Annotated in this window: 22 protein-coding genes; 13 read left to right on the top strand and 9 right to left on the bottom strand. The window is 61.8% G+C overall.

Annotation, left to right across the window (positions count from 1 at the left end; all coding sequences use genetic code 11):
• Positions 1–3 precede the first annotated feature (3 nt).
• From BT179_RS03500 to BT179_RS03475, 6 genes are all read left to right on the top strand, one after another.
• Positions 4–1,992 (top strand): heme lyase CcmF/NrfE family subunit, encoded by a 1,989-nt coding sequence (locus BT179_RS03500; RefSeq protein ID WP_072430262.1) that lies wholly within the window; start codon positions 4–6, stop codon positions 1,990–1,992.
• Complete coding sequence (locus BT179_RS03495) at positions 1,989–2,525, top strand: DsbE family thiol:disulfide interchange protein (protein WP_072389445.1); 537 nt, start codon at positions 1,989–1,991, stop codon at positions 2,523–2,525. Before BT179_RS03500 ends, BT179_RS03495 begins: the two co-directional genes overlap by 4 nt.
• Positions 2,522–2,995, top strand: coding sequence for a cytochrome c-type biogenesis protein (locus BT179_RS03490; RefSeq protein ID WP_072389443.1), 474 nt, complete (start codon positions 2,522–2,524; stop codon positions 2,993–2,995). Before BT179_RS03495 ends, BT179_RS03490 begins: the two co-directional genes overlap by 4 nt.
• Entirely contained in the window at positions 2,988–4,196 is a 1,209-nt protein-coding gene (gene ccmI / locus BT179_RS03485) for a c-type cytochrome biogenesis protein CcmI (RefSeq protein WP_072430263.1), read from the top strand. The genes BT179_RS03490 and ccmI overlap by 8 nt, the downstream gene beginning before the upstream one ends.
• Positions 4,197–4,210: 14 nt before the next feature.
• Positions 4,211–4,618, top strand: coding sequence for a hypothetical protein (locus tag BT179_RS03480; protein WP_072389439.1), 408 nt, complete (start codon positions 4,211–4,213; stop codon positions 4,616–4,618).
• Between the two features lie 264 nt (positions 4,619–4,882).
• Positions 4,883–6,976, top strand: a complete 2,094-nt coding sequence (locus BT179_RS03475) for an LTA synthase family protein (protein ID WP_072430264.1) — start codon at positions 4,883–4,885, stop codon at positions 6,974–6,976.
• Between the two features lie 230 nt (positions 6,977–7,206).
• Here BT179_RS03475 and BT179_RS03470 read toward each other — a convergent pair whose 3' ends face one another.
• Complete coding sequence (locus BT179_RS03470) at positions 7,207–7,359, bottom strand: DUF3309 family protein (protein WP_018606531.1); 153 nt, start codon at positions 7,357–7,359, stop codon at positions 7,207–7,209.
• 391 nt (positions 7,360–7,750) lie between these two features.
• Between BT179_RS03470 and BT179_RS03465 the strand changes: the two genes are divergently transcribed.
• From BT179_RS03465 to csrA, 3 genes are all read left to right on the top strand, one after another.
• Positions 7,751–8,566 carry an SDR family oxidoreductase gene (locus BT179_RS03465; protein WP_072389435.1) on the top strand — a complete coding sequence of 272 codons (816 nt, stop codon included), beginning with the start codon at positions 7,751–7,753 and terminating at the stop codon, positions 8,564–8,566.
• Between the two features lie 57 nt (positions 8,567–8,623).
• On the top strand, positions 8,624–8,956 hold the full coding sequence (locus BT179_RS03460) for a YnfA family protein (RefSeq protein ID WP_072389433.1): 333 nt from the start codon (positions 8,624–8,626) through the stop codon (positions 8,954–8,956).
• A gap of 150 nt (positions 8,957–9,106) precedes the next feature.
• Positions 9,107–9,325, top strand: coding sequence for a carbon storage regulator CsrA (csrA, locus tag BT179_RS03455; protein ID WP_072389431.1), 219 nt, complete (start codon positions 9,107–9,109; stop codon positions 9,323–9,325).
• Here the strand turns inward: csrA and BT179_RS03450 are convergent.
• The 4 genes from BT179_RS03450 to BT179_RS03435 all read right to left on the bottom strand — a co-directional run bounded on the left by BT179_RS03450 (position 9,314) and on the right by BT179_RS03435 (position 14,530).
• The gene (locus BT179_RS03450) at positions 9,314–9,541 is read right to left on the bottom strand and encodes a YheU family protein (protein WP_072389429.1); all 228 of its coding nucleotides are present in this window, start codon (positions 9,539–9,541) and stop codon (positions 9,314–9,316) included. The genes csrA and BT179_RS03450 overlap by 12 nt on opposite strands.
• A 138-nt stretch (positions 9,542–9,679) precedes the next feature.
• Positions 9,680–10,870, bottom strand: a complete 1,191-nt coding sequence (locus BT179_RS03445; protein ID WP_072389427.1) for an osmoprotectant NAGGN system M42 family peptidase — start codon at positions 10,868–10,870, stop codon at positions 9,680–9,682.
• 138 nt (positions 10,871–11,008) lie between these two features.
• The gene (gene ngg, locus BT179_RS03440) at positions 11,009–12,754 is read right to left on the bottom strand and encodes an N-acetylglutaminylglutamine synthetase (RefSeq protein WP_072389425.1); all 1,746 of its coding nucleotides are present in this window, start codon (positions 12,752–12,754) and stop codon (positions 11,009–11,011) included.
• A 3-nt stretch (positions 12,755–12,757) separates the two neighbouring features.
• Complete coding sequence (locus tag BT179_RS03435; RefSeq protein WP_072430265.1) at positions 12,758–14,530, bottom strand: N-acetylglutaminylglutamine amidotransferase; 1,773 nt, start codon at positions 14,528–14,530, stop codon at positions 12,758–12,760.
• Between the two features lie 1,048 nt (positions 14,531–15,578).
• Here BT179_RS03435 and BT179_RS03420 point away from each other — a divergent pair.
• Entirely contained in the window at positions 15,579–15,758 is a 180-nt protein-coding gene (locus BT179_RS03420; protein ID WP_072430267.1) for a hypothetical protein, read from the top strand.
• Between the two features lie 88 nt (positions 15,759–15,846).
• On the opposite strand, the gene BT179_RS03415 is transcribed toward BT179_RS03420, so the two are convergent.
• Together BT179_RS03415 and mnmC are read right to left on the bottom strand one after the other, a co-directional pair.
• On the bottom strand, positions 15,847–17,187 hold the full coding sequence (locus BT179_RS03415; RefSeq protein ID WP_072430268.1) for a hypothetical protein: 1,341 nt from the start codon (positions 17,185–17,187) through the stop codon (positions 15,847–15,849).
• A gap of 600 nt (positions 17,188–17,787) precedes the next feature.
• Positions 17,788–19,770: a bifunctional tRNA (5-methylaminomethyl-2-thiouridine)(34)-methyltransferase MnmC2/FAD-dependent 5-carboxymethylaminomethyl-2-thiouridine(34) oxidoreductase MnmC1 gene (mnmC, locus tag BT179_RS03410; protein ID WP_072430269.1), complete on the bottom strand. Its 1,983-nt coding sequence runs from the start codon at positions 19,768–19,770 to the stop codon at positions 17,788–17,790.
• A gap of 150 nt (positions 19,771–19,920) precedes the next feature.
• Between mnmC and pap the strand changes: the two genes are divergently transcribed.
• Complete coding sequence (gene pap, locus BT179_RS03405) at positions 19,921–21,429, top strand: polyphosphate:AMP phosphotransferase (protein WP_072389410.1); 1,509 nt, start codon at positions 19,921–19,923, stop codon at positions 21,427–21,429.
• A gap of 105 nt (positions 21,430–21,534) precedes the next feature.
• Positions 21,535–22,719 carry a thiolase family protein gene (locus BT179_RS03400; RefSeq protein ID WP_072389408.1) on the top strand — a complete coding sequence of 395 codons (1,185 nt, stop codon included), beginning with the start codon at positions 21,535–21,537 and terminating at the stop codon, positions 22,717–22,719.
• A gap of 87 nt (positions 22,720–22,806) precedes the next feature.
• Here BT179_RS03400 and BT179_RS03395 read toward each other — a convergent pair whose 3' ends face one another.
• Positions 22,807–23,004: a DUF6316 family protein gene (locus BT179_RS03395; protein WP_072389406.1), complete on the bottom strand. Its 198-nt coding sequence runs from the start codon at positions 23,002–23,004 to the stop codon at positions 22,807–22,809.
• Positions 23,005–23,191: 187 nt separating this feature from the next.
• Between BT179_RS03395 and BT179_RS03390 the strand changes: the two genes are divergently transcribed.
• Positions 23,192–24,154 carry a DMT family transporter gene (locus BT179_RS03390; RefSeq protein ID WP_072430270.1) on the top strand — a complete coding sequence of 321 codons (963 nt, stop codon included), beginning with the start codon at positions 23,192–23,194 and terminating at the stop codon, positions 24,152–24,154.
• A 72-nt stretch (positions 24,155–24,226) separates the two neighbouring features.
• Here BT179_RS03390 and BT179_RS03385 read toward each other — a convergent pair whose 3' ends face one another.
• Positions 24,227–25,621: a class II fumarate hydratase gene (locus BT179_RS03385; protein WP_072430271.1), complete on the bottom strand. Its 1,395-nt coding sequence runs from the start codon at positions 25,619–25,621 to the stop codon at positions 24,227–24,229.
• Positions 25,622–25,629: the final 8 nt, after the last annotated feature.

The following is a 25,629-nucleotide window of genomic DNA, read 5'->3' as shown; positions in this document are numbered from 1 at the left end:
TCCATGAGCGCAGGACTCTATATCCCCGAATTGGGCCATCTGGCCATGATCCTGGCCTTGTGCCTGGCCCTGGTCCAGGCGGTGGTGCCGTTGCTCGGCGCCTGGCGCGGTGACCGCCTGTGGATGGGCCTGGCCCAGCCGGCGGCGTGGGGCCAGTTCGCGTTCATGGTGTTTGCCTTCGGTTGCCTGACCTATGCCTTCATGGTCGACGATTTTTCCGTGGCATACGTGGCCAGCAACTCCAACAGCGCCTTGCCCTGGTACTACAAGTTCAGTGCCGTATGGGGTGCCCACGAGGGGTCACTGCTGCTGTGGGCATTGATCCTCAGCGGCTGGACCTTCGCGGTGTCGGTGTTTTCCCGGCAATTGCCCCAGGTGATGCTGGCCCGGGTGCTGGCGGTGATGGGCATGATCAGCACCGGTTTCCTGCTGTTCCTGATCGTCACGTCCAACCCGTTCCAGCGGATCCTGCCCCAGGTGCCCGTGGACGGTCGTGACCTCAACCCACTGCTGCAGGACATCGGCCTGATCGTCCATCCGCCGATGCTCTACATGGGCTATGTCGGTTTCTCCGTGGCCTTCGCCTTCGCCATTGCCGCCTTGCTGGGTGGCCGCCTCGATGCCGCCTGGGCCCGCTGGTCGCGGCCGTGGACCATCGTCGCCTGGGCCTTCCTCGGCATCGGCATCACCCTCGGTTCCTGGTGGGCCTATTACGAGCTCGGCTGGGGTGGCTGGTGGTTCTGGGACCCGGTGGAGAACGCCTCCTTCATGCCTTGGCTGGTGGGCACGGCGCTGATTCACTCCCTGGCCGTCACGGAAAAACGTGGCGTCTTCAAGAGCTGGACGGTACTGCTGGCCATCGCGGCGTTTTCCCTGAGCCTGCTGGGAACCTTCCTAGTGCGTTCCGGGGTGCTGACGTCGGTGCATGCCTTCGCCTCGGACCCCGAGCGTGGCGTGTTCATCCTGATCTTCCTGCTGTTCGTGGTGGGTGGTTCGCTGACGCTGTTCGCGGTGCGCGCTCCGGTGGTCAAGAGCCAGGTCGGCTTCAACCTCTGGTCTCGGGAAACCCTGTTGCTGGGCAACAACCTGGTGCTGGTGGTCGCTGCGTCGATGATCCTGCTGGGGACCTTGTACCCGCTGGTGCTCGATGCGCTTTCCGGTGCCAAGCTTTCGGTAGGGCCGCCGTACTTCAATGCGCTGTTCATCCCGCTGATGGCGATCCTGATGGTGGTGATGGCGGTTGGTGTGCTGGTGCGCTGGAAGGACACCCCGGTCAAGTGGCTGGTGGGAATGCTCACACCGGTGCTGCTGGGCACCGCTGCCCTGGCCGTGGTGGCCGGGATCGCCTATGGCGACTTCAACTGGGCGGTGCTGGCGACGTTCGTGCTGGCTGCCTGGGTGTTGCTGGCCGGTGTACGCGACATCTTCGACAAGACCCGCCACAAAGGCCTGATCAAGGGCCTGCCGACCCTGACCCGCAGCTACTGGGGCATGCAGATCGCCCACCTGGGCATCGCCGTCTGCGCCCTGGGCGTGGTGCTGTCCAGCCAGAACAGCGCCGAGCGCGACCTGCGCCTGGCGCCGGGCGAGTCCATGGAGCTTGGGGGCTACCAGTTCGTCTTCGAAGGGGCCAGGCATTTCGAAGGGCCGAACTTCACGTCCGACAAGGGCACCGTGCGGGTCATTCGCAATGGGCAGGAAGTGACGGTACTGCATCCCGAGAAACGCCTTTATACCGTACAGAACTCGGTGATGACCGAAGCCGGGATCGATGCCGGTTTCACCCGCGACCTCTACGTGGCGCTGGGCGAATCCCTGGGTGACGGTGCATGGGCCGTGCGGGTGCACGTCAAGCCGTTCGTACGCTGGATCTGGTTCGGTGGCCTGCTCACCGGCCTGGGCGGGGCGCTGGCGGCACTGGATCGGCGATATCGAGTCAAGGTGAAGACCCGGGTGCGCGAAGCCCTGGGCGCAACGGGAGCCACTGCATGAAACGTTGGTTGATGCTGTTGCCGCTGGCGCTGTTCCTGGTGGTGGCGGTCTTTCTGTTCCGGGGGCTTTACCTGAACCCGGCCGAGTTGCCATCGGCGATGATCGGCAAGCCATTTCCGGAGTTCTCCCTGCCGTCGGTCCAGGGTGACCGAACCCTGACCCGCGCCGACCTGCTGGGCAAGCCCGCGCTGGTCAACGTATGGGGCACCTGGTGCATTTCCTGCCGGGTCGAACATCCGGTGCTGAACAAGCTGGCCCAGAACGGCGTGGTGATCTATGGCGTGAACTACAAGGATGTCAACGCCGACGCCTTGAAATGGCTGGCCGAATTCCACAATCCGTACCAACTGGACATCCGTGATGAGGAGGGCTCCCTGGGCCTGAACCTGGGGGTCTACGGGGCGCCGGAAACCTTCTTCATCGACGCCAAGGGGGTCATCCGCGACAAGTTCGTCGGTGTGATCGACGAACAGGTCTGGCGCGAGAAACTGGCCGCCAAGTACCAGGCGCTGGTGGACGAGGCCAAGCCATGAAGCGTTGGCTAGCCGCGGCGGTCCTCGGCCTGAGCCTGGCCGGGGTGGCCCATGCCGCCATCGATACCTACGAGTTCGCCAACGAGGGCGAGCGAGAGCGCTTTCGCGAACTGACCAAGGAACTGCGCTGCCCCAAGTGCCAGAACCAGGACATCGCCGATTCCAATGCTCCGATTGCCGCCGACCTGCGCAAGGAAATCTTCCGCATGCTCGGTGAAGGCAAGAGCAACCAGCAGATCGTCGATTTCATGGTGGACCGCTACGGCGAGTTCGTGCGTTACAACCCGGCCTTGAGTTCCAGGACCGCGCTGCTGTGGTTCGGCCCCGCCGGGTTGCTGCTGGGCGGTTTCGTCATCATCGCGGTGATCGTGCGTCGCCGCCGGGTCCAGCGCACTGCGGCCCCCGATTCGCTTTCCGTCGAAGAGCGCCAGCGCCTCGACCAACTGTTGGATAAAACCAAGCATGATTGATTTCTGGCTCGCCGCAGGTCTGCTTCTCCTGGTTGCCCTGAGTTTTCTGTTGATCCCTGTGTTGCGGGGGCGCCGTGCCCAGCGGGAAGAGGACCGCACCGCGCTCAACGTGGCGTTGTATCAGGAGCGCGTTGCCGAACTGCAGGCCGAGCAGGCGGAAGGCGTGCTCAACGCCGCGCAGTTGGACACCGGTCGCGCCGAAGCCGCCCGGGAACTGCTTGCCGACACCGAGGGCGTCGATGCGCCACGGGAATCGCGGCTGGGCAAACCATTGCCGTTGCTGGCCGCCGTGCTGGTCCCGGTGCTGGGGCTGGGGCTGTACTTGCATTTCGGGGCCAGCGACAAGGTCGAACTGACCCGCGAATTCGCCCAGGCGCCGCAGTCGATGCAAGACATGACCCAGCGCCTGGAACGGGCGGTGGCGGCGCAACCGGATAACGCCGAAGGCTTGTACTTCCTCGGTCGCACCTACATGGCCCAGGACCGCCCGGCGGATGCGGCGAAAATCTTCGAGCGCACCGTCGCGGTGGCCGGCCGGCAGCCCGAGTTGCTCGGCCAATGGGCCCAGGCGCAGTATTTCGCCGATGGCAAGAAATGGTCGGACAAGGTCCAGGCCCTGACCGACGAAGCCCTGAAGCTCGATCCCAAGGAAGTCACCAGCCTGGGCCTGCTGGGGATCGCCGCGTTCGAAGGCGAGCGCTATCAGGACGCTATCGATTACTGGGGGCGCCTGCTGGAGCAGTTGCCGCAAGGCGATAAATCCCGCGAGGCACTGCAAGGCGGCATCGCTCGTGCCACCGAGAAGCTCCAGGCCAGTGGTGGCAAGGTCGCCCAGGGTCCGGCCGTGGCTGCCAAGGCCGCCGCGCTACTCAAGGTGCGCGTCGACCTGGCCCCGGCGCTCAAGGCCAAGGTACAGCCAGGCGACAGCGTGTTCATCTTCGCCCGCGCCGTCTCCGGCCCACCGGCGCCGCTGGCGGCCAAGCGCCTGACGGTCGCCGACCTGCCTGCCAGCGTCGAGCTGGGCGACGCGGACGCGATGATGCCGCAACTGAAACTGTCGAACTTCCCCGAAGTCCAACTGGTGGCGCGTATCTCCCGCGCCGGTCAACCGACCGCCGGCGAGTGGATCGGCCGCAGCCAGCCCCTGGCTAGCAGCACCACGACGCCGCAGCAACTGACTATCGACAGCCCGGACCAATGACAGGAACTCGCACCATGACCGCCCTCGCTCGTATCACCCTGCTTTCGCTCGTTCTGGGCCTGAGCGCTTGTGCGGTCCATCGCCCGCCGGAGCCTTCGGCGCCGCTACCACCCATCCCGCCTTCCGGCCCGGCGACCAAGCCGGCACCCTCGACCGCGCCGGGCAAACCGGTAACGCCGAACAAACCGGCCAAGCCGCTGCCGCGCACTTCCGCCAGTTTTGCCCCGCCACCGGGTGGCAACAGCCATTGGGATGCAAAGCTTGGGGTCTATGTGCTGGATAACCAGACCAACACTTTCTACCGCCAACGTACCTACTACCGCTGGGACAACGGTTGGAGCCGTTCCGTCAGCCCGAACGGCCCCTGGGAAGCCACCACCATAGAAGGCGTACCGGCGGGCCTCGGGCGGCAATTTCATTGAACAAAGGCCCCTGTGGTGAAGGGATCAATCCCCTCACCACAGTTTTCCCGGCAGGCCGGGCTTTTTTGTTTCTGAATATGCATTGAACGAAATTTTCACGAGAACTTTTGGAAAATCCCCGCGCTTTTATTGCCGTCGGTTATTTAATGGCAATGCCTTGGCCGTTCGTGCAACATCTGCCCCCTCTGCGCAACCCCCTTTGGTCGACAGAGGGGTACGCCGTTGTTCCTTTGTCACACTCACTCCAATAGGTCCTAAAACGACATGGCAATTCCGGACGCCTTGAGCACGCGGCGAAGCACGCATCGCCTGCTGCAACCGACCGTCAAATCACACCTGGCCTATACCTTGCTCTGTGCCCTGGTGATGATGGTGATGTTCAGCCTGCTGCGCGTGGCGCTGCTGGTCTATAACCGCGAAATGATCCTCGACACCCCGGCTTCGACCTTTGTCGAGGCCTTTGCCAACGGCCTGCGCTTCGACCTGAGGCTGGTGGTCTATCTCAGTATCCCGCTGCTGCTGTCGCTGTTCAGCGTCCGGGCCATGGCCGCTCGCGGATTCTTTCGTTTCTGGCTGACGCTCACCTCCAGCATCGCCCTGTTCCTGGGCCTGATGGAAATGGACTTCTACCGTGAATTCCACCAGCGTTTGAACGGCCTGGTCTTCCAATACGTGAAGGAAGACCCGAAGACCGTGATGAGCATGCTCTGGTACGGTTTCCCGGTGGTGCGCTACCTGCTGGCCTGGGCCGGCGGAACCATCATTCTCAGCCTGGCGTTCAAGGCTGCCGATCGTGCCACGCGGCCACGTGGCCCTTTCAGCGGTGGCAGCATCGGTACGCGCCAGATCGCCCCGTGGTACGGACGCGTTGCGGTATTCATGGTCTGCCTGTTGGTGGCCGTGACCGCTGCGCGCGGCACCCTGCGCCAGGGGCCACCCCTGCGTTGGGGCGACGTCTACACCACCGATTCGAACTTCGCCAACCAGCTGGGTCTCAATGGCACTCTGTCCCTGGTGGCGGCCGCCAAGAGCCGGCTGTCCGAGGACCGTGACAACATCTGGAAAGCCACGCTGGAGCAGCCCCTGGCGCAACAGACCGTGCGTGACATGCTGGTGATGCCCGACGACAAGCTGGTGGATACCGATACTGCCGCCGTACGCCGGGACTACACGCCGCCAGCCGACAAGACCCTGCCGATCAAGAACGTGGTCGTGATTCTCATGGAGAGCATGGCGGGGCATTCGGTGGGCGCCCTTGGCGCTCCTGGCAACATCACGCCTTACCTGGACAAGCTGTCCAAGGAAGGCCTGTTGTTCGACCGTTTCTTCTCCAACGGCACCCACACCCACCAGGGTATGTTCGCCACCATGGCCTGCTTCCCGAACCTGCCGGGTTTCGAGTACCTGATGCAGACGCCGGAGGGCAGTCATAAATTGTCGGGCCTGCCACAGCTGCTCAGCGCCCGAGACTACGACGATGTGTATGTCTATAACGGCGATTTCGCCTGGGACAACCAGTCGGGCTTCTTCAGCAACCAGGGCATGACCAACTTCATCGGGCGTAACGATTTCGTGAACCCGGTATTCTCCGATCCGACCTGGGGCGTGTCCGACCAGGACATGTTCGATCGCGGCCTGATCGAGCTCAAGGCGCGGGAGAACGGCAAGCCGTTCTATGCCTTGCTGCAGACCTTGTCCAACCACACGCCGTACGCATTGCCAACGCCCTTGCCGGTGGAGCGGGTTACCGACCGGGGCAGCCTGAACGAACACCTGACCGCCATGCGCTACTCCGACTGGGCCCTGGGACAGTTCTTCGAGAAGGCCCGCAAGGAGCCTTACTTCAAGGAAACGCTGTTCGTCGTGGTCGGCGACCATGGCTTCGGCAACGAGCGTCAGATCTCCGAAATGGACCTGGGCCGGTTCAACGTGCCGATGCTGTTGATCGGTCCGGGCATCCAGGAAAAGTTCGGCCAGCGTAACCATACCGTGGGCACCCAGGTCGATATCGTACCGACAATCATGGGGCGGATCGGTGGCCAGGTGCGTCACCAGTGCTGGGGGCGCGATCTGCTGAACCTGCCGGAAGGGGACAGCGGTTTTGGCGTGATCAAGCCATCGGGCAGTGACCAGACCACGGCTATCCTGCGCGGTGACAAGGTCCTGATGGTACCCAGGGACAAGGGCATGGACGCGAAACTGTTCAGTTATGAACTGGGAGCCAACCCTCGTGCAGCCGTTATCCAGGACTCGCCCGATGCGGCGAAGATGAAGCTCGAGCTGGAGGCGTTCTTGCAAACCGCCACCAAGAGCTTGATCGATAACACCGCTGGAGTGATTCACGGTACGCCGGACTGAGTCCGACGAGCATAAAAAAAGAGGCCTTGAAGAAGGCCTCTTTTTTTTTGCATGGACTCTTTCCGAGAAGTCTTGATACTCGTTCATGCTGCGTTGAAAACCGGCTCGTGCGCGAGTCCGATCGCAATGCTCACTTACCCCAGTAAAGCCGAGGCGACCCCGGCCGTTCCTCGCCGGTTTTCGCCTTGCCTGACCTTCGTTTCAAGACTTTTCAAACAGAGCCCGGCGGTTCATATCTTGCCCAGTAACAGCAATATCAACAGCACCACTAACACTACGCCGATGATACCGGATGGACCATAACCCCAACTTCTGGAGTGCGGAAAGACCGGCAGGCCACCGATCAAGAGGAGGATCAGAATGATGATAAGTATTGTGCCCATTGTTGCTTTTCCTTATTGGTCAGTTTTGGAGTGAGACAACTTTTCAACTGCCAGCGCGCTGCATTGAAACCGGGCGGGCTTATTTAGTCCGACCGTAACGTCCTGTAAAAAATTCAAAGTTTTTTAGTATTTGAAGGGGCGCTGCTTATCGCGGTTTTTCCAAAGGATGAATCTTCCGGCCTTGTCGCGAACAGGGGGGAGAGGAAATTGATGACTGCGGAGGCAGGACAGGCCTGAACTTCGAGGCCCGTCGGGTGATGGCAGGCGGTCAGCCCGATCAAAACCCATTACGGTTTGCCCCGGCTATTCAGCAATCTAATGGTGCGTGGGCCGTGACGGGTCCTTCGCTACACTCGGCTGCATCTCTCCCGGAACAACAAGGCTGTTTCCTATGCAAAATCGCATGATGATTACCGGTGCCGGCTCAGGCCTGGGTCGCGAAATCGCGCTGCGCTGGGCCCGCGAAGGCTGGCACCTGGCCTTGTCGGATGTCAGTGAGCCCGGCCTTGCACAAACCCTCAGGTTGGTGCGCGACGCCGGTGGTGACGGTTTCGTGCAGCGCTGCGATGTGCGTGACTACAGCCAACTGACGGCGTTTGCCCAAGCGTGTGAAGAGAAGCTCGGCGGCATCGATATCATCGTCAACAACGCTGGCGTGGCTTCCGGCGGTTTTTTCAGCGAACTGTCGCTGGAGGACTGGGACTGGCAGATCGCGATCAACCTCATGGGGGTGGTCAAGGGTTGCAAGGCCTTCCTGCCGTTACTGGAGAAAAGTCGTGGCAAGATCATCAACATCGCCTCCATGGCGGCGCTGATGCAGGGGCCAGCCATGAGCAACTACAACGTGGCCAAGGCCGGCGTGGTGGCATTGTCGGAAAGCCTGCTGGTGGAACTGGCACAGCAGGAAATCGGCGTGCACGTGGTCTGTCCGTCGTTCTTCCAGACCAACCTGCTGGATTCTTTCCGTGGCCCGACCCCGGCGATGAAAGCCCAGGTGGGCAAGTTGCTGGAAAGCTCGCCCATCACCGCCGCCGATATCGCCGATTACATCTATCGGCAAGTGGACCAGGGGGAGTTCATGATCCTGCCGCACGAACAGGGACGCATGGCCTGGGCGATGAAGCAGAAGAATCCGCAGCTGCTGTACGATGAAATGACCGCCATGGCCGACAAGATGCGCGCCAAGGCCCGCCAGGGCTCGAGTTGACCTGAGCGCCCGGTGTCCTCAGGATGGCGCCATCCGGCCCTCCTGATGGACACGTGCATGCTCAATTACCTGTGGTTCTTCCTCGCCGCGCTGTTTGAAATCGCCGGCTGCTACGCCTTCTGGATGTGGCTGCGCCAGGGCAAGAGTGCCTGGTGGATCGTGCCAGCGCTGCTCAGCCTCACGCTGTTCGCCCTGCTGTTGACCCGCATCGAAGCGACCTATGCCGGGCGTGCCTACGCCGCTTATGGCGGTATCTATATCATCGCTTCCATCGGCTGGCTGGCGGTGGTCGAGCGTGCCAGGCCCCTGGGTTCCGACTGGATAGGCGTGGCGCTCTGCGTGTTGGGCGCCAGCGTCATCCTGTTCGGTCCTCGTTTTTCGGCTTCCTGACATCCGGGCGATTCGACAGGGTTTTGCAGGACGTTTCCGTCAGTCGCAGGAGCCCTGTTTGTAGGGGGTTACTGAATTCTTGTCGTTGTCTTGTGAACACCAAAGCGGCCGGGCATGGTCGAGGTCCAGACATTCTTAAGGACAAGAACCATGCTCGTATTAAGCCGTGCTGTGGGTGAACTGATTTCCATCGGTGACGACATTTCCGTGCGGGTGCTCTCGGTCAACGGCACCACCGTGCGGTTCGGCGTGGAAGCGCCACGGCACATCGATGTGCATCGCTTCGAAATCTACGAAAGGATCCAGAAGAAGAAAGCCCGGGCCACGCCCAAGGCGTCTGCGGTCGACAGGGCGTGTTCAGTCAAATAGATGCTTGGGCACGTCGTGCTTGAGCATCAATTGGCACTGTTCGCTTTCAGGATCGAAGACGATCATCGCCTGGCCCTTGGCCAGGGCTTGCCTGACCCGCAATACACGCGTCTCCAGGGGCGTGTCGTCACCGTTGTCGGTGCCGTCGCGAGTCACGAAGTCCTCGATCAGGCGAGTCAGCGTGTCGACTTCGAGTTGGTCGTGGGGAATCAGCATGGTCTACCTCGGCTGGACAATGCCCTGATGCTACGGCCATTGAAGGCTTGCGGCTAGCCTTGGGAGGCGCATCGCGAGCAGGCTGCGCCCGCAGGGCAACCGCCTGTCCGCGGATGACCGGCCGGAGGATAATTTCGATCACCCGTCCGACCGTTGTCCCACCAGGCTGTCCACCGACGGTACGCGGGTATCGCTTTCCATCTGTGCATCGTGTTCGATCTGATGGCTGAAGCGCTCCAGGGAACCCTGGGCCGGTTGTGCATCGCTGGCGAATACCGGCGGGCTGAGAATGTAGGCGCCCAGCAGGCGGCTGAGGGCGGCGAGGCTGTCGATGTGGGTGCGTTCGTAGCCATGGGTGGCGTCGCAGCCGAAGGCCAGCAGGGCGGTTCGAATGTCATGGCCGGCGGTGATGGCCGAATGGGCATCGCTGAAGTAGTAGCGGAACAGGTCACGACGTACCGGCAGGTCGTTCTCCTTGGCCAGCTTCAACAGATGCCGCGACAGGTGATAGTCATACGGACCACCGGAGTCCTGCATCGCCACGCTCACCGTGTGCTCGCTCGAATGCTGGCCCGGGGCGACGGGGGCGATGTCGATGCCGACGAATTCACTGACGTCCCAGGGCAGTGCGGCGGCTGCGCCACTGCCGGTTTCTTCGGTGATGGTGAACAGTGGGTGGCAATCGATCAGCAGTTCCTCACCGCTCTCGACGATAGCCTTGAGCGCGGCCAGCAGTGCCGCTACCCCGGCCTTGTCGTCCAGGTGCCGGGCACTGATGTGGCCGCTCTCGGTGAATTCCGGCAAGGGGTCGAAGGCGACGTAGTCACCGATACCGACCCCCAGGGTTTCGCAATCGGCCCGGGTGGCGCAGTAGGCGTCCAGGCGCAGTTCGATGTGATCCCAGCTGATGGGCATTTCATCCACGGCGGTATTGAACGCGTGCCCGGAGGCCATCAACGGCAACACGCTGCCGCGGATCACCCCGGTGTCGGTGAACAGGCTGACTCGACTGCCTTCGGCGAAACGGCTGGACCAGCAGCCCACCGGCGCCAGGGTCAGGCGGCCGTTATCCTTGATGGCCCGTACGGTGGCACCAATGGTGTCCAGGTGAGCCGAGACCGCCCGGTCGGGGCTGTTCTTGCGGCCCTTGAGGGTGGCGCGGATCGTGCCGCGCCGGGTCATCTCGAAGGGAATGCCGAGTTCTTCCAGCCGCTCGGCGACATAGCGCACGATGGTGTCGGTGAAGCCGGTGGGGCTGGGAATGGCAAGCATCTCCAGCAGGACTTTCTGCAGGTATTCGAGGTTCGGTTCGGGAATTTTACTGATCATGGAAACTCCTGATGGGTTGAGCGCATGATCATTCCCACGCGCTGCGTGGGAATGCAGCCGGTGACGCCCGGCGTGATCTGAACGCTGAGCGTCCCTTGAGGCATTCCCACGCCGGGCGTGGGAATGATCTGTAGAGGCTTAGGCCATCGCCTGGCTGTGGGGAAACAGCAAGTCCACGAAGCGTTCAGCCGTGGGCTGTGGTTCGTGGTTGGCCAGGCCGGCGCGTTCATTGGCTTCGATGAATACGTACTCGGGTTGGTCGGCGGCCGGTACCAGCAGGTCGAGGCCAACCATGGGGATGTCCAGGGCTCGTGCGGCCCGTACCGCTGCCTCGGCGAGGGTCGGGTGGAGAATGCCGGTGACATCTTCCAGGATACCGCCGGTATGCAGGTTCGCTGTACGCCGTACGAACAGGTGTTCCCCGGCCGGCAAGACACTGTCGTAGTCATAGCCCGCCGAGTTCAGTGTGCGTTGGGTCTCGGCGTCCAGGGGGATCTTGCTCTCGCCCCCCGTAGCCGCCTGCCGCCGGCGGCTCTGGGCCTCGATCAAGGCACCGATGGTGTGGCGGCCATCTCCGATCACTTCTGCCGGACGCCGGATGGCCGCTGCCACCACTTCGAATCCGATCACCAGGATCCGCAGGTCCAACCCTTCGTGAAAGCTTTCCAGCAGGACCCGTTGGTCAAACTGCCGGGCGGTTTCGATGGCGGCCTGCACCTCTTCGATGGTGCGCAGGTCCACTGCCACGCCTTGGCCCTGTTCGCCGTCCAACGGCTTGACCACCACCCGTTCGTGTTCATCCAGAAACGCCAGATTGTCATCGGCATTGCCCGCCAATTGCTGGGCCGGCAGGCTCAGCCCGGCATTTTTCAGCACCTTGTGGGTCAGGCTTTTGTTCTGGCACAACGTCATGCTGACGGCACTGGTCAAGTCGCTCAGGGACTCGCGACAGCGCACTCGGCGACTGCCATGGATCAGGGTGAACAGGCCGGCCTCGGCGTCGTCCACCTGCACTTCGATGCCGCGACGGTGAGCTTCCTCGACAATGATCCGGGCGTAGGGATTGAACTGCGCTTCCGGACCCGGCCCCAGGAACAGTGGCTGGTTGATACCGTTCTTGCGTTTGATGGCAAAGGTCGACAGGTTCCGGAAACCCAGCTTGGCATAGAGATTCTTCGCCTGGCGGTTGTCATGCAATACCGACAGGTCGAGATAGCTCAAGCCACGGCTCATGAAGTGCTCGACAAGGTGCCGCACCAGCACTTCACCCACCCCGGGCCTGGAGCATTGCGGGTCCACGGCCAGGCACCAGAGGCTGCTGCCGTTTTCCGGATCGTTGAAGGCTTTCTGATGATTCAGGCCCATGACGCTGCCGATCACCGCACCGGTGTCGTCGTCTTCGGCCAGCCAGTAGACGGGGCCCCCCTCGTGGCGCGGGGTCAGCCGCTGGGGATCGATGGGAAGCATGCCCCGGGCCTGGTAGAGCTGGTTGATGGCCTGCCAGTCCGCTTCGCTCTGGGCGCGACGAATGCGAAAGCCACGGAACACCCGGGTGGCCTGGCGATAATCGCTGAACCACAGGCGCAGCGTGTCGGAGGGATCGAGAAACAGATGCGCCGGCTCCAGCCCCAGCACTTGCTGGGGAGCTGCGACGTACAGGGCGATGTCCCGTTCGCCGGGCTGTTCGTTGAGCAGTTCCCGGCCCAGGGACGCGGGGTCCGGGAAGGTGTGGCCGATCAGCAGCCGGCCCCAGCCGCAATGCACGGCGATGGGGGCGGTGTCCAGCTCGCTGCCGTCTTCGGCCAGGCGTGCTTGCAGGCGTTCATAGGAAGGGGCCTGGCCACGCAGCAGACGTTGGTTGTGAACGGTAGGGTTGGGTTTCATCAATCAGATTCCTTGCTCGCTGAGCCACAGGTTCAGCGCTGCCAGCTGCCACAGACGGGAGCCGCGCAATGGGGTGAGCTGACCGTTGGGGTCGGTGAGCAGGCGGTCCAGCATGGCCGGGTTGAACAGGCCGCGGTCCTGGCTCGGGTCCAGCAGCAGTTCGCGGACCCAGGCCAGGGTGTTGCCTTCCAGGTGCTTGAGTCCCGGTACCGGGAAGTAGCCTTTCTTGCGGTCGATCACTTCGCCGGGAATCACCCGCCGGGCCGCTTCCTTGAGCACTTGCTTGCCGCCGTCGGGCAACTTGAACTTCGCCGGGATCCGCGCCGAGAGCTCCACCAGTCGGTAGTCCAGGAACGGCGTGCGCGCCTCCAGGCCCCAGGCCATGGTCATGTTGTCGACACGCTTGACCGGGTCGTCCACCAGCATAACCGTGCTGTCCAGGCGCAGCGCCTTGTCCACGGCCGCGTCGGCGCCAGGTCGGGCGAAGTGATCCTTGACGAAGTCACCGGCCGCGTCGTTGGCCACCAGCCACTTGGGCTGTACGGTGGCGGCATATTCTTCATAGCTGCGGTCGAAGAAGGCCGCGCGATAGGCCGCATAAGGGTCGCTGGCGCCATCCACCTGTGGATACCAGTGGTAACCGGCGAACAGTTCGTCGGCGCCCTGGCCGCTTTGCACCACTTTGCAATGCTTGGACACTTCCCGCGACAACAGGTAGAACGCGATGCAGTCATGACTGACCATCGGCTCGCTCATGGCGCGGAAGGCCGCTGGCAACTGTTCGATGATTTCCTTTTCGTCGATGCGTAACTGGTGGTGCCGGGTGCCGTAGTGTCGGGCGATCAGGTCCGAATACTGGAATTCGTCACCGCGCTCGCCGCCGGCATCCTGGAAACCGATGGAAAAGGTGGACAGGTCTTGCACGCCGACCTCTCGCAACAGCCCCACCAGCATGCTCGAGTCCACGCCGCCGGACAGCAGAACGCCGACATCCACCGCGGCTCGCTGGCGAATGGCGACCGCTTCGCGAGTGCTGTCGAGCACCCGGTCGATCCAGTCCTCCAGGTTCAGCTGCTGTTCATCGGCCCGCGGGCCGTATGGCAGGGTCCACCAGGTTTGCTGCTCGGTGCTGCCATCGGCTGCGATGCGCATCCAGGTGGCCGGTGGCAGCTTTTCGATGCCCGCCAGCAAGGTACGCGGCGCCGGGACCACGGCGTGGAAGTTCAGGTAGTGATTGAGCGCGACGGGATCGAGCACGGGGTTGATATCGCCGCCCTTGAGCAGGGCCGGCAGCGCCGAGGCAAAACGCAGGCGCTGGCCGGTGCGCGACAGGTACAGCGGCTTGACGCCGAGACGGTCGCGGGCGATGAACAGCTGCTTGGCGTCGCGTTCCCAGATGGCGAAGGCGAACATGCCGTTGAGCTTGGGCAGCAGCGCTTGGCCCCAGGCGTGATAACCCTTGAGCAGCACCTCGGTGTCGCCGCCGGAATGGAAGCCATAGCCCAATGCTTCGAGTTCGGCTCGTAGCTCCGGATAGTTGTAGATCGCGCCATTGAAGGCCAGGGACAGGCCCAACTGATTGTCGATCATCGGCTGGGCCGAGCCGTCGGACAGGTCCATGATTTTCAGGCGACGATGACCCAGGGCGATCGGGCCCTGGCTATGAAAACCCCACGCGTCGGGGCCACGAGGGGCGAGGTGATGGGTGATGCGTTCCACGGCCGCAAGGTCCGCAGGTTGTTGATCGAAACGTAACTCTCCAGCTAATCCGCACATATACTAAAAGGCCTTGTATTTTCTGGGCCTAGTCGCCTATACCTCGAATCGAGTACCTATGTTGTACCGATTTTCGGTAAATCCAGCTTTTCAAGCTCAGCGAAATCGCTCGATGAACTGATCAACTTGGACATGGGTTGAAAGCAGCACCTGAACGCCCAAGCTGCGCGGCGATGAACGCAGAGTTCATCCTGAACATCAGGCACATCGTTGCGCAGGTGTGGCTGGTGTCGAACATTCGGCGATAACGAATCCCCGCGTTGCGCAGCGCTTTCAACCAATAGCGCTTAGCCCCTGTTTCGGAACGGATGTACAGCTCTGATTTTCCATCCGAGCCTTCCGGCGCGAAAACATATTCAGAGCGCGCCGTCGTAAGGAGTCTGGCTTTTTCGAGTGCCTACAAAGCGCGATCGTTCAATAAAACTTCCTTGGACACCTTCGTCTTCGTCCTTTTCTTGCTCTTGCCGTACAGCCTGATACGGCAGACCTTCGCATGCCGTGAGCATCTATCCAACCTCGCTCCATCGTAGAGCTATCGCCGTGTCTGGACGCATCGGTCTATAGAAAAAAACGCAAAAAAACATGCCTGAATTCGTCTGAAGACCGCTCGTCAATTCGTATAGCTTGCCAATCAGCTCGTCCGCTTCCCCGCAGCCGAATGTAGGCATAAGGGTTGGGAACCACTCAAAGGTGAAAATCATCGTAGAGTGCGAGTTCATGGCATGCCGCGCGGGGCTCGCTTCGTTTCAAGGGCCTAGCGGCATCGTTCACCAATGGCATTCAGGTGCTTGACGCTACCGACGGTATCGGCCTTAGATACGCTGACTTCAGCAAGCTGAGGATCAAGTCCAATGGCGCGTTATGACGGTTCGGGCCTATGCCGATAACGCCATAGCTGTAGCTGGCGGGCTTGGTTTTGGTGCCGCTTATAAGACTGCTGCCGGTGACCTGCGCATCGTGGTCTGATGGGCTTTGCTTTGAATTTAGGCGCCATTTCGCCCATATCGGCTTTGTGTACAATGGGCGGAAACATGGAAGGAGAACTGCAATGTATCAAGCACTTAGAAGCGGAGTATTTATATCTGGAGTTCTGCTTTTATTGGCTGGAATAGGGATATCAATCAACTTTTTTTTGAGGTCAAAAGAGATCGAAATCCCCGGCGTGATCATGATTATTGTAGGTGTCATTCTTGCCTTTTCAGGCTGGAAGAGAAGTCGCAATAACTAGCCGGCAAGTAGCGCGGATAAGACATCCAGAGGCCCACGCAGACGTTATGCCCGCTGTCTTTATGGGCCGACTTTATGGGCTGATGTCATCAGGTGGGCGAAGGCGGGCCAGCAAGGCGCTCGCGTCTGCTGGCATATAAAGCGGTTTGAATGCGCAGCAAAGTGCGGTATCCAGCATAGGCCGCGAATACGCACAGCACGATTACCAGTAGACGGGCATTGAATATTCCGCCGCGAGCGATGAGTGTGAATCCGATACCGCAGAACAGCATGGCGAACCCGAATATGCTAGGCGCCCTGGTGCGTCGGGAAACGCCCAATATCATCAGTGTCTGACAGATCAATACCACGATCCAATCTGCATAGAACGCCCAACTTCCCAGGTGCATGAGCACGTTCGCCTTGAGTGGGAAAGTGATGTTCGTACCGCGCTTGGCCACGTGAGGGTAAAGCGCGCGGGTCTCGGCAGTGGATATTGGTTTGCTGGGCATCAGCTTGCGGGGAATGAATAGCGTCATCGCATCTTCGAGGGCATATGCCCTGGGTTCAATCTTTTCGTCCCGAATCGCACTCAAGACGTCCTCTGAAATGAATGCGGCGTTGTAATTCAGGTCCTCAAAACTGTTCGTGGGGTCCACCGCTACTGATTCTTTTGCAGCCTCCGGGTTGGCGACCCGATCAGCCTTCCTGCCGAAGATCTCATCTATGCGCGACGTGGCCTCACTTGGTGCCACGGAGCCGATTACAGCGGGCGCTACGGGGGCCCGCAGACTGGTGATGATAACGTATGACACGCCCATCGATGCGGCTGTGAGAATGGCTACGATCAAAAACTTCAAGAGGCTTACGCGCTGGAACATCAGCATGACGATGAACATAAGCGCGAAGAGAATCAGGACCCCGCGGCCACCACTGAACGACACGATAAGCAGGCTCAGCAACAGGAAAGTGCCATTCTTCAAAGTGACGCCACTGAAATACATATTCATCAGCTGAAGAAGCAATGCAGAATACATTGCGAGGACTATCCAGGCGCCGCCGTTAGTTACCATGAAACTGTACGTATGGTAATTCTGAACGACATAGTTGGGGGACAGAGTGCCAAAAACTCGATACATGCTCAGCAGTAAAAGGCACAGAATACTCGTCGTTATCAAAGCAAGGGACAATGTCGATAGCCGCTCAAACGATGGTAAAAATTCGTCGAGAAGACCCAGGCGACGAGCGAGCAAGAATCCAAGTAGGGCAACAGCAAACGCACAGACCGAGTCTATAATCGTCGCGCCATTCAGATAGGTGGAAGTCAGTATTGGGTATTTTTCAATGTCGAGATACCGCCCGATGAACAACATCTGATAAGCGATATAGCATCCAAGCGGGCCAACCAATATCAGTGCCAGTTTCTTCGTCGTATTATTAAATATATACATACGTTAACTTGTTCCTTTTTGAGCTTCCATAAACCAGGCAGTCAAGCGCTTCAACTCGGTTTGCCAGGTGGTATCTCCAAGCCATTCCATTGCCGGCAGCGATCGCATAGTAGCGGGCGCTCCAGGAGGTAACAGGCGGCGGATCATACCGGATCACGTGGCGGCTTTGAATGGGGCGTACATGAGACGGGTGAACGGTTTGCAAGACGTCGAAGGGCGAGACGGGGATGTATGTTGCACTGCTTTTTGTACCCACTGGCGTTCCCTTGAGGGCCTATCCGAGGCCTCAGATGCGCTGAAACCCCTTGTCTAGTGCTTTTTGAATACTCCAGCTAGTCCGCAGAAGTCCTTACCGGTTTATCAGTGGGTCAGGGTCAAGCCGCACATGCAGATAGAGCGGGTAGTCCGAATCTGACCGCAGGATTGCCGTGAGTTTTATGGTGATGCGTTATAAACCGACGAGTGGAGCAGTTTAGTAGCGGTTGCTCAATATGCTTTCGAGCGGGTTTGCTCGCGAAGGCGTTGGTTCTGTTTTTGACAATGTTGAACGGCCACCACTGTAGCGAGCTAGCCCGCTCCATGGAGGTGTTTTAGATTGTGTTAAGCCTTGCCCCGAACCAGTGCCCGCAGCGCAAACCGATTCGGGTGGCAAGCCTCGGCGACGCTGCGGGGCAGGGGCAAGGGTTCGTTGTCCAGCCAGGCGGCGATCAGTTCCCCTGCCAGCGGTGCGGTGATCAGGCCCCGGGACCCATGGCCGCTGTTGATGTACAAGCCATCGAGCCAGGGGCAGGGGCTGTCCGGAACCTGACGGGCGTCCTTGGCCAGTACGGCATAGGTTCGGGCGAAGGCCTGGCCGTCGGCCAGGGGACCGACGATGGGCAGGTAGTCCGGGCTGGTGCAACGGAACGCCGCGCGGCCTTCGAGGTTTTCCGGAGCCAGGGTGTCGGCCTCCAGGCGATCCACCAGGTCGGCGGAAATTTCCTCCAGCATAAGCAGGTTGCCGGCATGTTCGGCAGCGGTGGGCGTCAGGTCGTCATTCTTGAAATCGAAACTGGCCCCAAGGGTATGCTCGCCCAGGCGCGCCGGTGCCACGTAGCCTTCGGCGCAGACCACGGTGCGCAGGTCCTGGCTGCGGGCAGTCTGGGGTAGCCGGGTGATCTGTCCGCGAATGCGCTTGAGCGGCAGCCCCGCCGCCGGTTCGAAACGCTTGATCTCGGCGGCGCTGGCGAGGATCGCCACCGGTGCGCTGGCCAGGCAGCGTTCGCCGTCCCAGGCTTGCCATTGCCCGTCGACGCGGCGCAGGTCCAGCACCTCATGGTGGAGCGACACCTCGATCGCCGGCGCCGAAGCCTGCCAGCGACACAGCGCCGGTGGATGGACCCAGCCGCCTTCGGGATAGAACAGACCACCACAGGCCAGGCCGATGCCCGCCAGTGCCTCGGCTTCCGGGCGCTCCAGCCGGTGCAGCAAGTCGGTCGGGAATGCCGCGGCCAGTTGCGCCTGGCGTTCGGCCTCCTTGTGGTCGAAGGCCAGTTGCAAGACACCGCAGCCGTCCCAGTCAACGCCTCGTTGCAGTTGCTCCAGCAGGCGCCGGGTGTAGCCGAATCCGCTGAGGATCATCTGCGACAACGCCGTGCCGTGGGCGGAAAGCTTGAGGTACAGCACGCCCTGGGGATTGCCGGACGCTTCTTCGGCCAATCCGGCGTGGCGTTCCAGCAGCGTGACCTGCCACCCTCGTGCCGCTAGGCTGGCCGCACTGGCGCAACCGGCCAGGCCGCCACCGACCACCAATGCGCGGCGCTCTCCGGCCAGTGGGGCGGGGCGCGCATACCATGGCTTCGCCGGGGATGGTGCCGGCGTCTGCTCCGGCCCGCCGAGATAAGTTCCTCGAAGAATTTCCCACTTATGGCCGATGCCCGGTGTGCGTTTCATCTTGAAACCGGCGGCGTTGAGCAATCGTCGTACCCAACCGGTGCTGGTGAACGTGCTGAGGGTGGTGCCGGGGACCGCCAGCCGCGCCAGTTCGGCGAACAGTTCGGCGGTCCACATGTCCGGGTTCCTGGCCGGCGCGAAACCGTCCAGGAACCAGGCGTCGATCTGGCCGTCCAGCTGTGGCAACTGCTCCAATGCATCGCCGATCATCAAGGTCAGCGTCACACGCCCACCCGCCATTACCAGGCGCTGGAAGCCCTGGTGAATTGCCACATACTGCGCGAGCAACTGATCGGCCTGTTCCTTGAGCGATGGCCAGAGGGACAGGGCCCGGCGCAGGTCCGTGGGGGTGAGGGGGTACTTTTCGACGCTGACAAAATGCAACCGCGCCCCGACCGGCGCGTGTTGTTCGAACAACTGCCAGGCACAGAGGAAGTTCAGGCCGGTGCCGAAGCCGGTTTCGCCGATCACCAGCCGCCCGTGGTCCGGCAACGCGCAAAAGCGCTCGGCCAGGTTGTTCTGTTCGAGGAACACATAGCGGGTCTCTTCCAACCCGGACTGGTCGGAAAAATACACGTCGTCGAACACCCGCGAGCGCGGGCGACCCTGGTCGTCCCAGTCGAGTTGGGCGTGGTACTGGATGGGCGTCATGGCAGGCTCGGTGAAAACTGGATGGCCATTCTAGCCGATCGCTGTCGGCTTGCTTGACCCACCGCAACAGACTGGGCATCTGGATGGAATCTGCTGCACGGTGCCGCATCCAATCCGCTAGTCTTTGCCCATTCCTGGAAGGAGCTGCGTATGTTCGAATCCGCCGAGATCGGCCACGTTATCGATAAAGACACTTATGACGCCGAAGTACCGGCCTTGCGTGAAGCGCTGCTGGAGGCTCAATTCGAGCTGCATCAGCAGAGCCGCTTTCCGGTGATCGTGCTGATCAACGGCATCGAAGGGGCGGGCAAGGGCGAAACGGTGAAGTTGCTCAACGAGTGGATGGACCCGCGGCTGATCGAGGTGCGCACCTTCGACCAGCAGACCGACGAGGAACTGGCGCGGCCACCGGCCTGGCGCTACTGGCGGATGCTGCCGGCCAAGGGGCGCATGGGCATCTTCTTCGGCAACTGGTACAGCCAGATGCTGCAGGGACGGGTTCATGGGGAGTTCAAGGACCCCCGGCTCGACCAGGCCATCAATGCCGCCGAGCGCCTGGAGAAAATGCTCTGTGACGAGGGTGCACTGATCTTCAAGTTCTGGTTCCACCTTTCCAAGAAACAGATGAAGGCCCGGCTCAAGGGGCTCCGGGACGATCCGTTGCACAGCTGGCGGATCAGCCCGCTGGACTGGCAGCAATCCCAGACCTACGGCAAGTTCGTCAAGTACGGCGAGCGGGTGCTGCGCCGGACCAGCCGCGATTACGCGCCGTGGCACGTCATCGAGGGCATGGACGCCTGCTACCGCAGCCTCACCGTCGGCAGGATCCTGCTCGAAGGCCTGCGCCAGGCACTGGACCGCCACAGGATCAAGCCGGAAAAGGTCAGCGTGGCCCCGCTGCCGGCGCTGGACAGTCAGATTACCTTGCTCGACAGCCTGGACATGACCCTGCGCCTGGACAAGGCCGACTATGAAGAACAACTGATCACCGAGCAGGCGCGATTCGCGGGGCTGCTGCGGGACAAGCGCATGCGCCGGCATGCCCTGGTGGCGGTGTTCGAGGGCAACGATGCGGCGGGCAAGGGCGGGGCGATCCGGCGGGTGGCGGCGGCCCTCGATCCGCGCCAGTACAGCATCGTGCCGATCGCCGCGCCCACCGAGGAAGAGCGCGCCCACCCCTATATGTGGCGGTTCTGGCGGCACATTCCGGCGCGGGGCAAGTTCACCATGTTCGACCGCTCCTGGTATGGCCGGGTGCTGGTGGAACGGGTCGAAGGATTCTGCAGCCGGGCCGACTGGATGCGGGCCTATGGCGAGATCAATGACTTCGAGGAGCAGATCGCCGATGCCGGCGTGGTGGTGGTCAAGTTCTGGCTCGCCATCGACAAGCAGACCCAGCTCGAACGTTTCCAGGAGCGCGAGGAAATCCCGTTCAAGCGCTTCAAGATCACCGAGGACGACTGGCGCAATCGCGACAAGTGGGACGACTACCGGACGGCCATATGCGACATGGTAGACCGCACCAGCACCGAGATTTCCCCGTGGACACTGGTGGAGGCCAACGACAAGCGCTGGGCTCGGGTCAAGGTTTTGCGCACCCTCAACGAAGCGCTGGAGGCTGCGTTCGAGCGCAGTGCAAAGCGGGCCCGCAAGAAGTAGCGGGCGATGGATATGCATACGCGGGATGAATGATCGTCGCGGCCGCTGATGCGCTGGCTCTATGCTCGTTGTCACCTAAACCGACAACGACAATGAGGTAGAGCCATGCGTGAAGTGGTGATCGTCGACAGCGTGCGGACCGGCCTGGCCAAGTCCTTTCGCGGCAAGTTCAACCAGACCCGCCCTGACGACATGGCGGCGCACTGTGTCAATGCGCTGTTGACGCGCAACGACATCGACCCGGCCGGAGTCGAGGATTGCATTGTGGGCGCCGGCTCCAACGAAGGGGCGCAGGGCTACAACATCGGTCGTAACGTGGCGGTGCTTTCACGGCTGGGTACCGGCACCGCCGGCATGACCCTTAACCGCTTCTGTTCCTCGGGCCTGCAAGCCATCGCCATCGCCGCCAACCAGATCGCCTCCGGTTGCAGCGACATCATCGTGGCCGGTGGGGTGGAGTCCATCAGCCTGACGATGAAAAGCGTCAATACCGACAACCTGATCAACCCGCTGCTCAAGGAGCAGGTGCCCGGGATCTATTTCCCCATGGGCCAGACGGCCGAAGTGGTGGCGCGCCGTTACCAGGTCAGCCGCGAGGAGCAGGACCGCTACGCCTTGCAGAGCCAGCAACGCACCGCCACGGCCCAGGCGGCCGGGCTGTTCGATGACGAAATCGTCCCGATGACGGTCAAGTATCGGGTCGAGGACAGGAACAGTGGAGCGGTGCAGATCCTCGACGGCGTGGTGGATCGCGACGACTGCAATCGTCCGGATACGACCTATGAAAGCCTGGCGGCCCTCAAGCCGGTGTTCGCCGAAGACGGATCGGTGACGGCGGGCAATTCGTCGCAACTGTCCGATGGCGCCTCGATGACCCTGGTGATGAGCCTGGAAAAAGCCCTCGCGCTGGGACTCAAGCCCAAGGCGTTTTTCCGCGGTTTTACCGTGGCCGGTTGCGAACCGGACGAAATGGGCATCGGCCCGGTATTCTCCGTGCCCAAGCTGCTCAAGGCCAAGGGCCTGCGCGTCGCTGACATCGATCTATGGGAGCTCAACGAGGCGTTCGCCTCCCAATGCCTGTACAGCCGGAACCGGTTGGAAATCGATAACGAGAAATACAACGTCAATGGCGGTTCGATCGCCATCGGCCATCCGTTCGGCATGACCGGCTCGCGCCAGGTGGGGCACCTGGTGCGTGAACTGCAACGGCGCAACCTGCGCTACGGCATCGTGACCATGTGCGTAGGTGGCGGGATGGGGGCGACAGGGCTATTCGAGGCGGTCAGGTAGCGCCGAATCGCAAAAGACCGAAAACCAGCGTGGCGAGGGCCCTGGCGCCCTTGCCACGATTACTGGGGTAAATGTTGGAGCCGCGTCTCAACTGGCGGCCGCAACGGCTTTCTGTATCCGCTCGATATACGCCGCCACTTCTCGCTCTGCCGCCTCACGGCTGGCAAAGGGGCCTTCCTGGGTGCCTTCCCGGGTACTGAAATAGAATTCGCCGTTGATCCGGCAAATCCGGTCACTGGGAAAGACCATCGCCGGGGCGACGTCCTGGGCGCGTTTGCCAAGCATGGGAACTCCAGAAAGCATCGAGATCAAGTGAATGAAGCTTACGTGTTGCCGTTAACTGGCGCTTGGCCAGTCGATGGACGGCAATGTGCCATTATTTACCCCGGAACTGTTCAAGCCCAACTGTCCCTGTGTGATCGGACAATCTCCAACTAGAATAGTCGCTCTTTTCTTGAGCTTCGGGGATTGCATGCACATTTCGTCCGGTCGCTGGGTCTATGGCCTGTTCCTCGCCCTGCTGACCGCCCTGTTGTGGGGAATCCTGCCGATCAAACTCAAACAGGTGCTGCAAGTGATGGATCCGGTCACCGTGACCTGGTTTCGCTTGCTGGTGTCCGGCGGCTTGCTGTTCATCTACCTGGCAGCCACCCGGCGCTTGCCCTCCCGCAAAGTGCTGGGCCCGCGTGGCGGCTGGTTGGTGGCGATGGCGGTGCTGGGGCTGGTGGGCAACTACGTGCTGTACCTGATGGGACTGAACCGCCTGAGCCCGGGCACCGCGCAACTGGTGGTGCAGATGGGGCCGATCATGCTGCTGGTCGCCAGCCTGTTCGTGTTCAAGGAGCGTTTCAGCCTGGGACAGGGCATTGGCCTGCTGGTGTTGCTGGTGGGTTTCGCGCTGTTTTTCAACCAGCGCCTCGCGGAACTGCTGACGTCCTTGAGCGACTACACCGCCGGGGTCTTGCTGGTGTTACTGGCTTCGACGGTCTGGACGTTCTACGCCCTGGGCCAGAAGCAATTGCTGACGGTATGGAATTCCCTGCAGGTGATGATGGTGATCTACCTGTTCTGCGCGTTGCTGCTCACGCCTTGGGTACATCCGTTGGAAGCGCTGCAACTGAGCCCGCTGCAAGGCTGGTTGCTGCTGGCGTGCTGCCTCAATACGCTGATTGCCTATGGTGCATTCGCCGAGGCCCTGGCCCACTGGGAGGCCTCCCGGGTCAGTGCGACCCTGGCCATCACGCCACTGGTGACCTTCGCCGCGGTGGCCCTGGCTGCCTGGTGGTGGCCCGACTATGTCCATGCCGAGCAGATCAACCTGCTGGGGTATGGCGGAGCGGTGCTGGTGGTGCTGGGTTCGGCCCTGGTGGCCCTGGGCCCTTCGCTGCTGGCCGGGCTCAGGGCCCGGCGCGAGCGGTTGGCGCTGGGACGGTAGCGGCCTGGCAGGCGACAGGATGTAGTGTCGACCTGCCCATCGCGAGCAGGCTCGCTCTCCGTCAACCGTGACTCAGCCCTGGCTACCCGCTTCCAGCATGTTTTCCGGACGTACCCAGGTATCGAACTCTTCGTCGGTCAGATACCCCAGTTGCAGCGCCGCTTCACGCAGGGTCAGCCCTTCGCTGTAGGCCTTCTTGGCGATTTCGGCGGACTTGTCGTAGCCGATGTGCGGATTCAGCGCAGTGACCAGCATCAAGCCTCGCTCCAGGTGCGCCGCCATCTGCTCGCCGTCGGGTTCGAGACCGGCGATGCAGTGTTGCTGGAAGTTGCTGCAGCCATCGGCCAGCAGGCGGATCGATTGCAACAGGTTGTGAATGATCACCGGTTTGAACACATTCAGCTGCAGATGGCCCTGGCTGGCGGCGAAACCGATGGTCACGTCGTTGCCCAGGACCTGGCAGGCCAGCATCGACAAGGCTTCGCACTGGGTCGGGTTGACCTTGCCGGGCATGATGGAGCTGCCCGGTTCGTTGGCGGGCAGCTTCACCTCGGCGAAGCCGGCACGAGGCCCGGAGCCCAGCAGGCGCAGGTCGTTGGCAATCTTCATCAGGGTCACGGCAAGGGTCTTCAACGCACCGGACAGCGTAGTCAGGGGCTCATGACCCGCCAGCGCGGCGAACTTGTTCGGCGCGGTGACGAAGGGCAGGCCGGACAACGCCGCCAGTTCAGCGGCAATCGCTTCGCCGAAGCCATGGGGCGAGTTCAGCCCGGTACCCACGGCGGTACCGCCCTGGGCCAGTTCGCAGACCGCCGGCAATGTGGCACGGATCGCCCGCTCGGCGTAGTCGAGCTGGGCAATGAAGGCCGACAGTTCCTGGCCGAAGGTGATGGGGGTGGCATCCATCATGTGGGTACGTCCGGTCTTGACCAACTTCATGTGACGCGCCGCCAGCTCCGCGAGCCCGCCCGACAGTTCGGCGATGGCCGGCAGCAATTGCTGATGGACGGCCTGGGCGGCGGCGATGTGCATGGCGGTAGGGAAGCAGTCGTTGGAGCTCTGGGACCGGTTGACATGGTCGTTGGGGTGCACCGGGGTCTTGCCGCCTCGGGGGTTGCCCGCCAGCTCGTTGGCGCGCCCGGCGATCACTTCGTTCACGTTCATGTTGCTCTGGGTCCCGCTACCGGTCTGCCACACCACCAGGGGGAACTGGTCGTCATGCTGGCCGGCCAGCACTTCGTCGGCCGCCTGCTCGATCAGGCGGGCGATGTCGGCGGGCAGGTCGCCATTGCGGTCATTGACCCGCGCGGCGGCTTTCTTGACCAGCGCCAGGGCATGCAACACCGACAGGGGCATGCGTTCGTCGCCGATGGCAAAGTTGATCATGGAGCGCTGTGTCTGGGCGCCCCAGTAGGCTTCATCGGGGACTTCAACCTGGCCAAGGCTGTCGGTTTCGATACGGCTCATCGGGTAAA

Source organism: Pseudomonas sp. NFACC43, from assembly GCF_900119645.1.
Lineage (GTDB): Bacteria > Pseudomonadota > Gammaproteobacteria > Pseudomonadales > Pseudomonadaceae > Aquipseudomonas.
The sequence above is the reverse complement of the archived record's forward strand: the minus strand, read 5'-3'. Positions and strand labels throughout refer to the sequence as shown.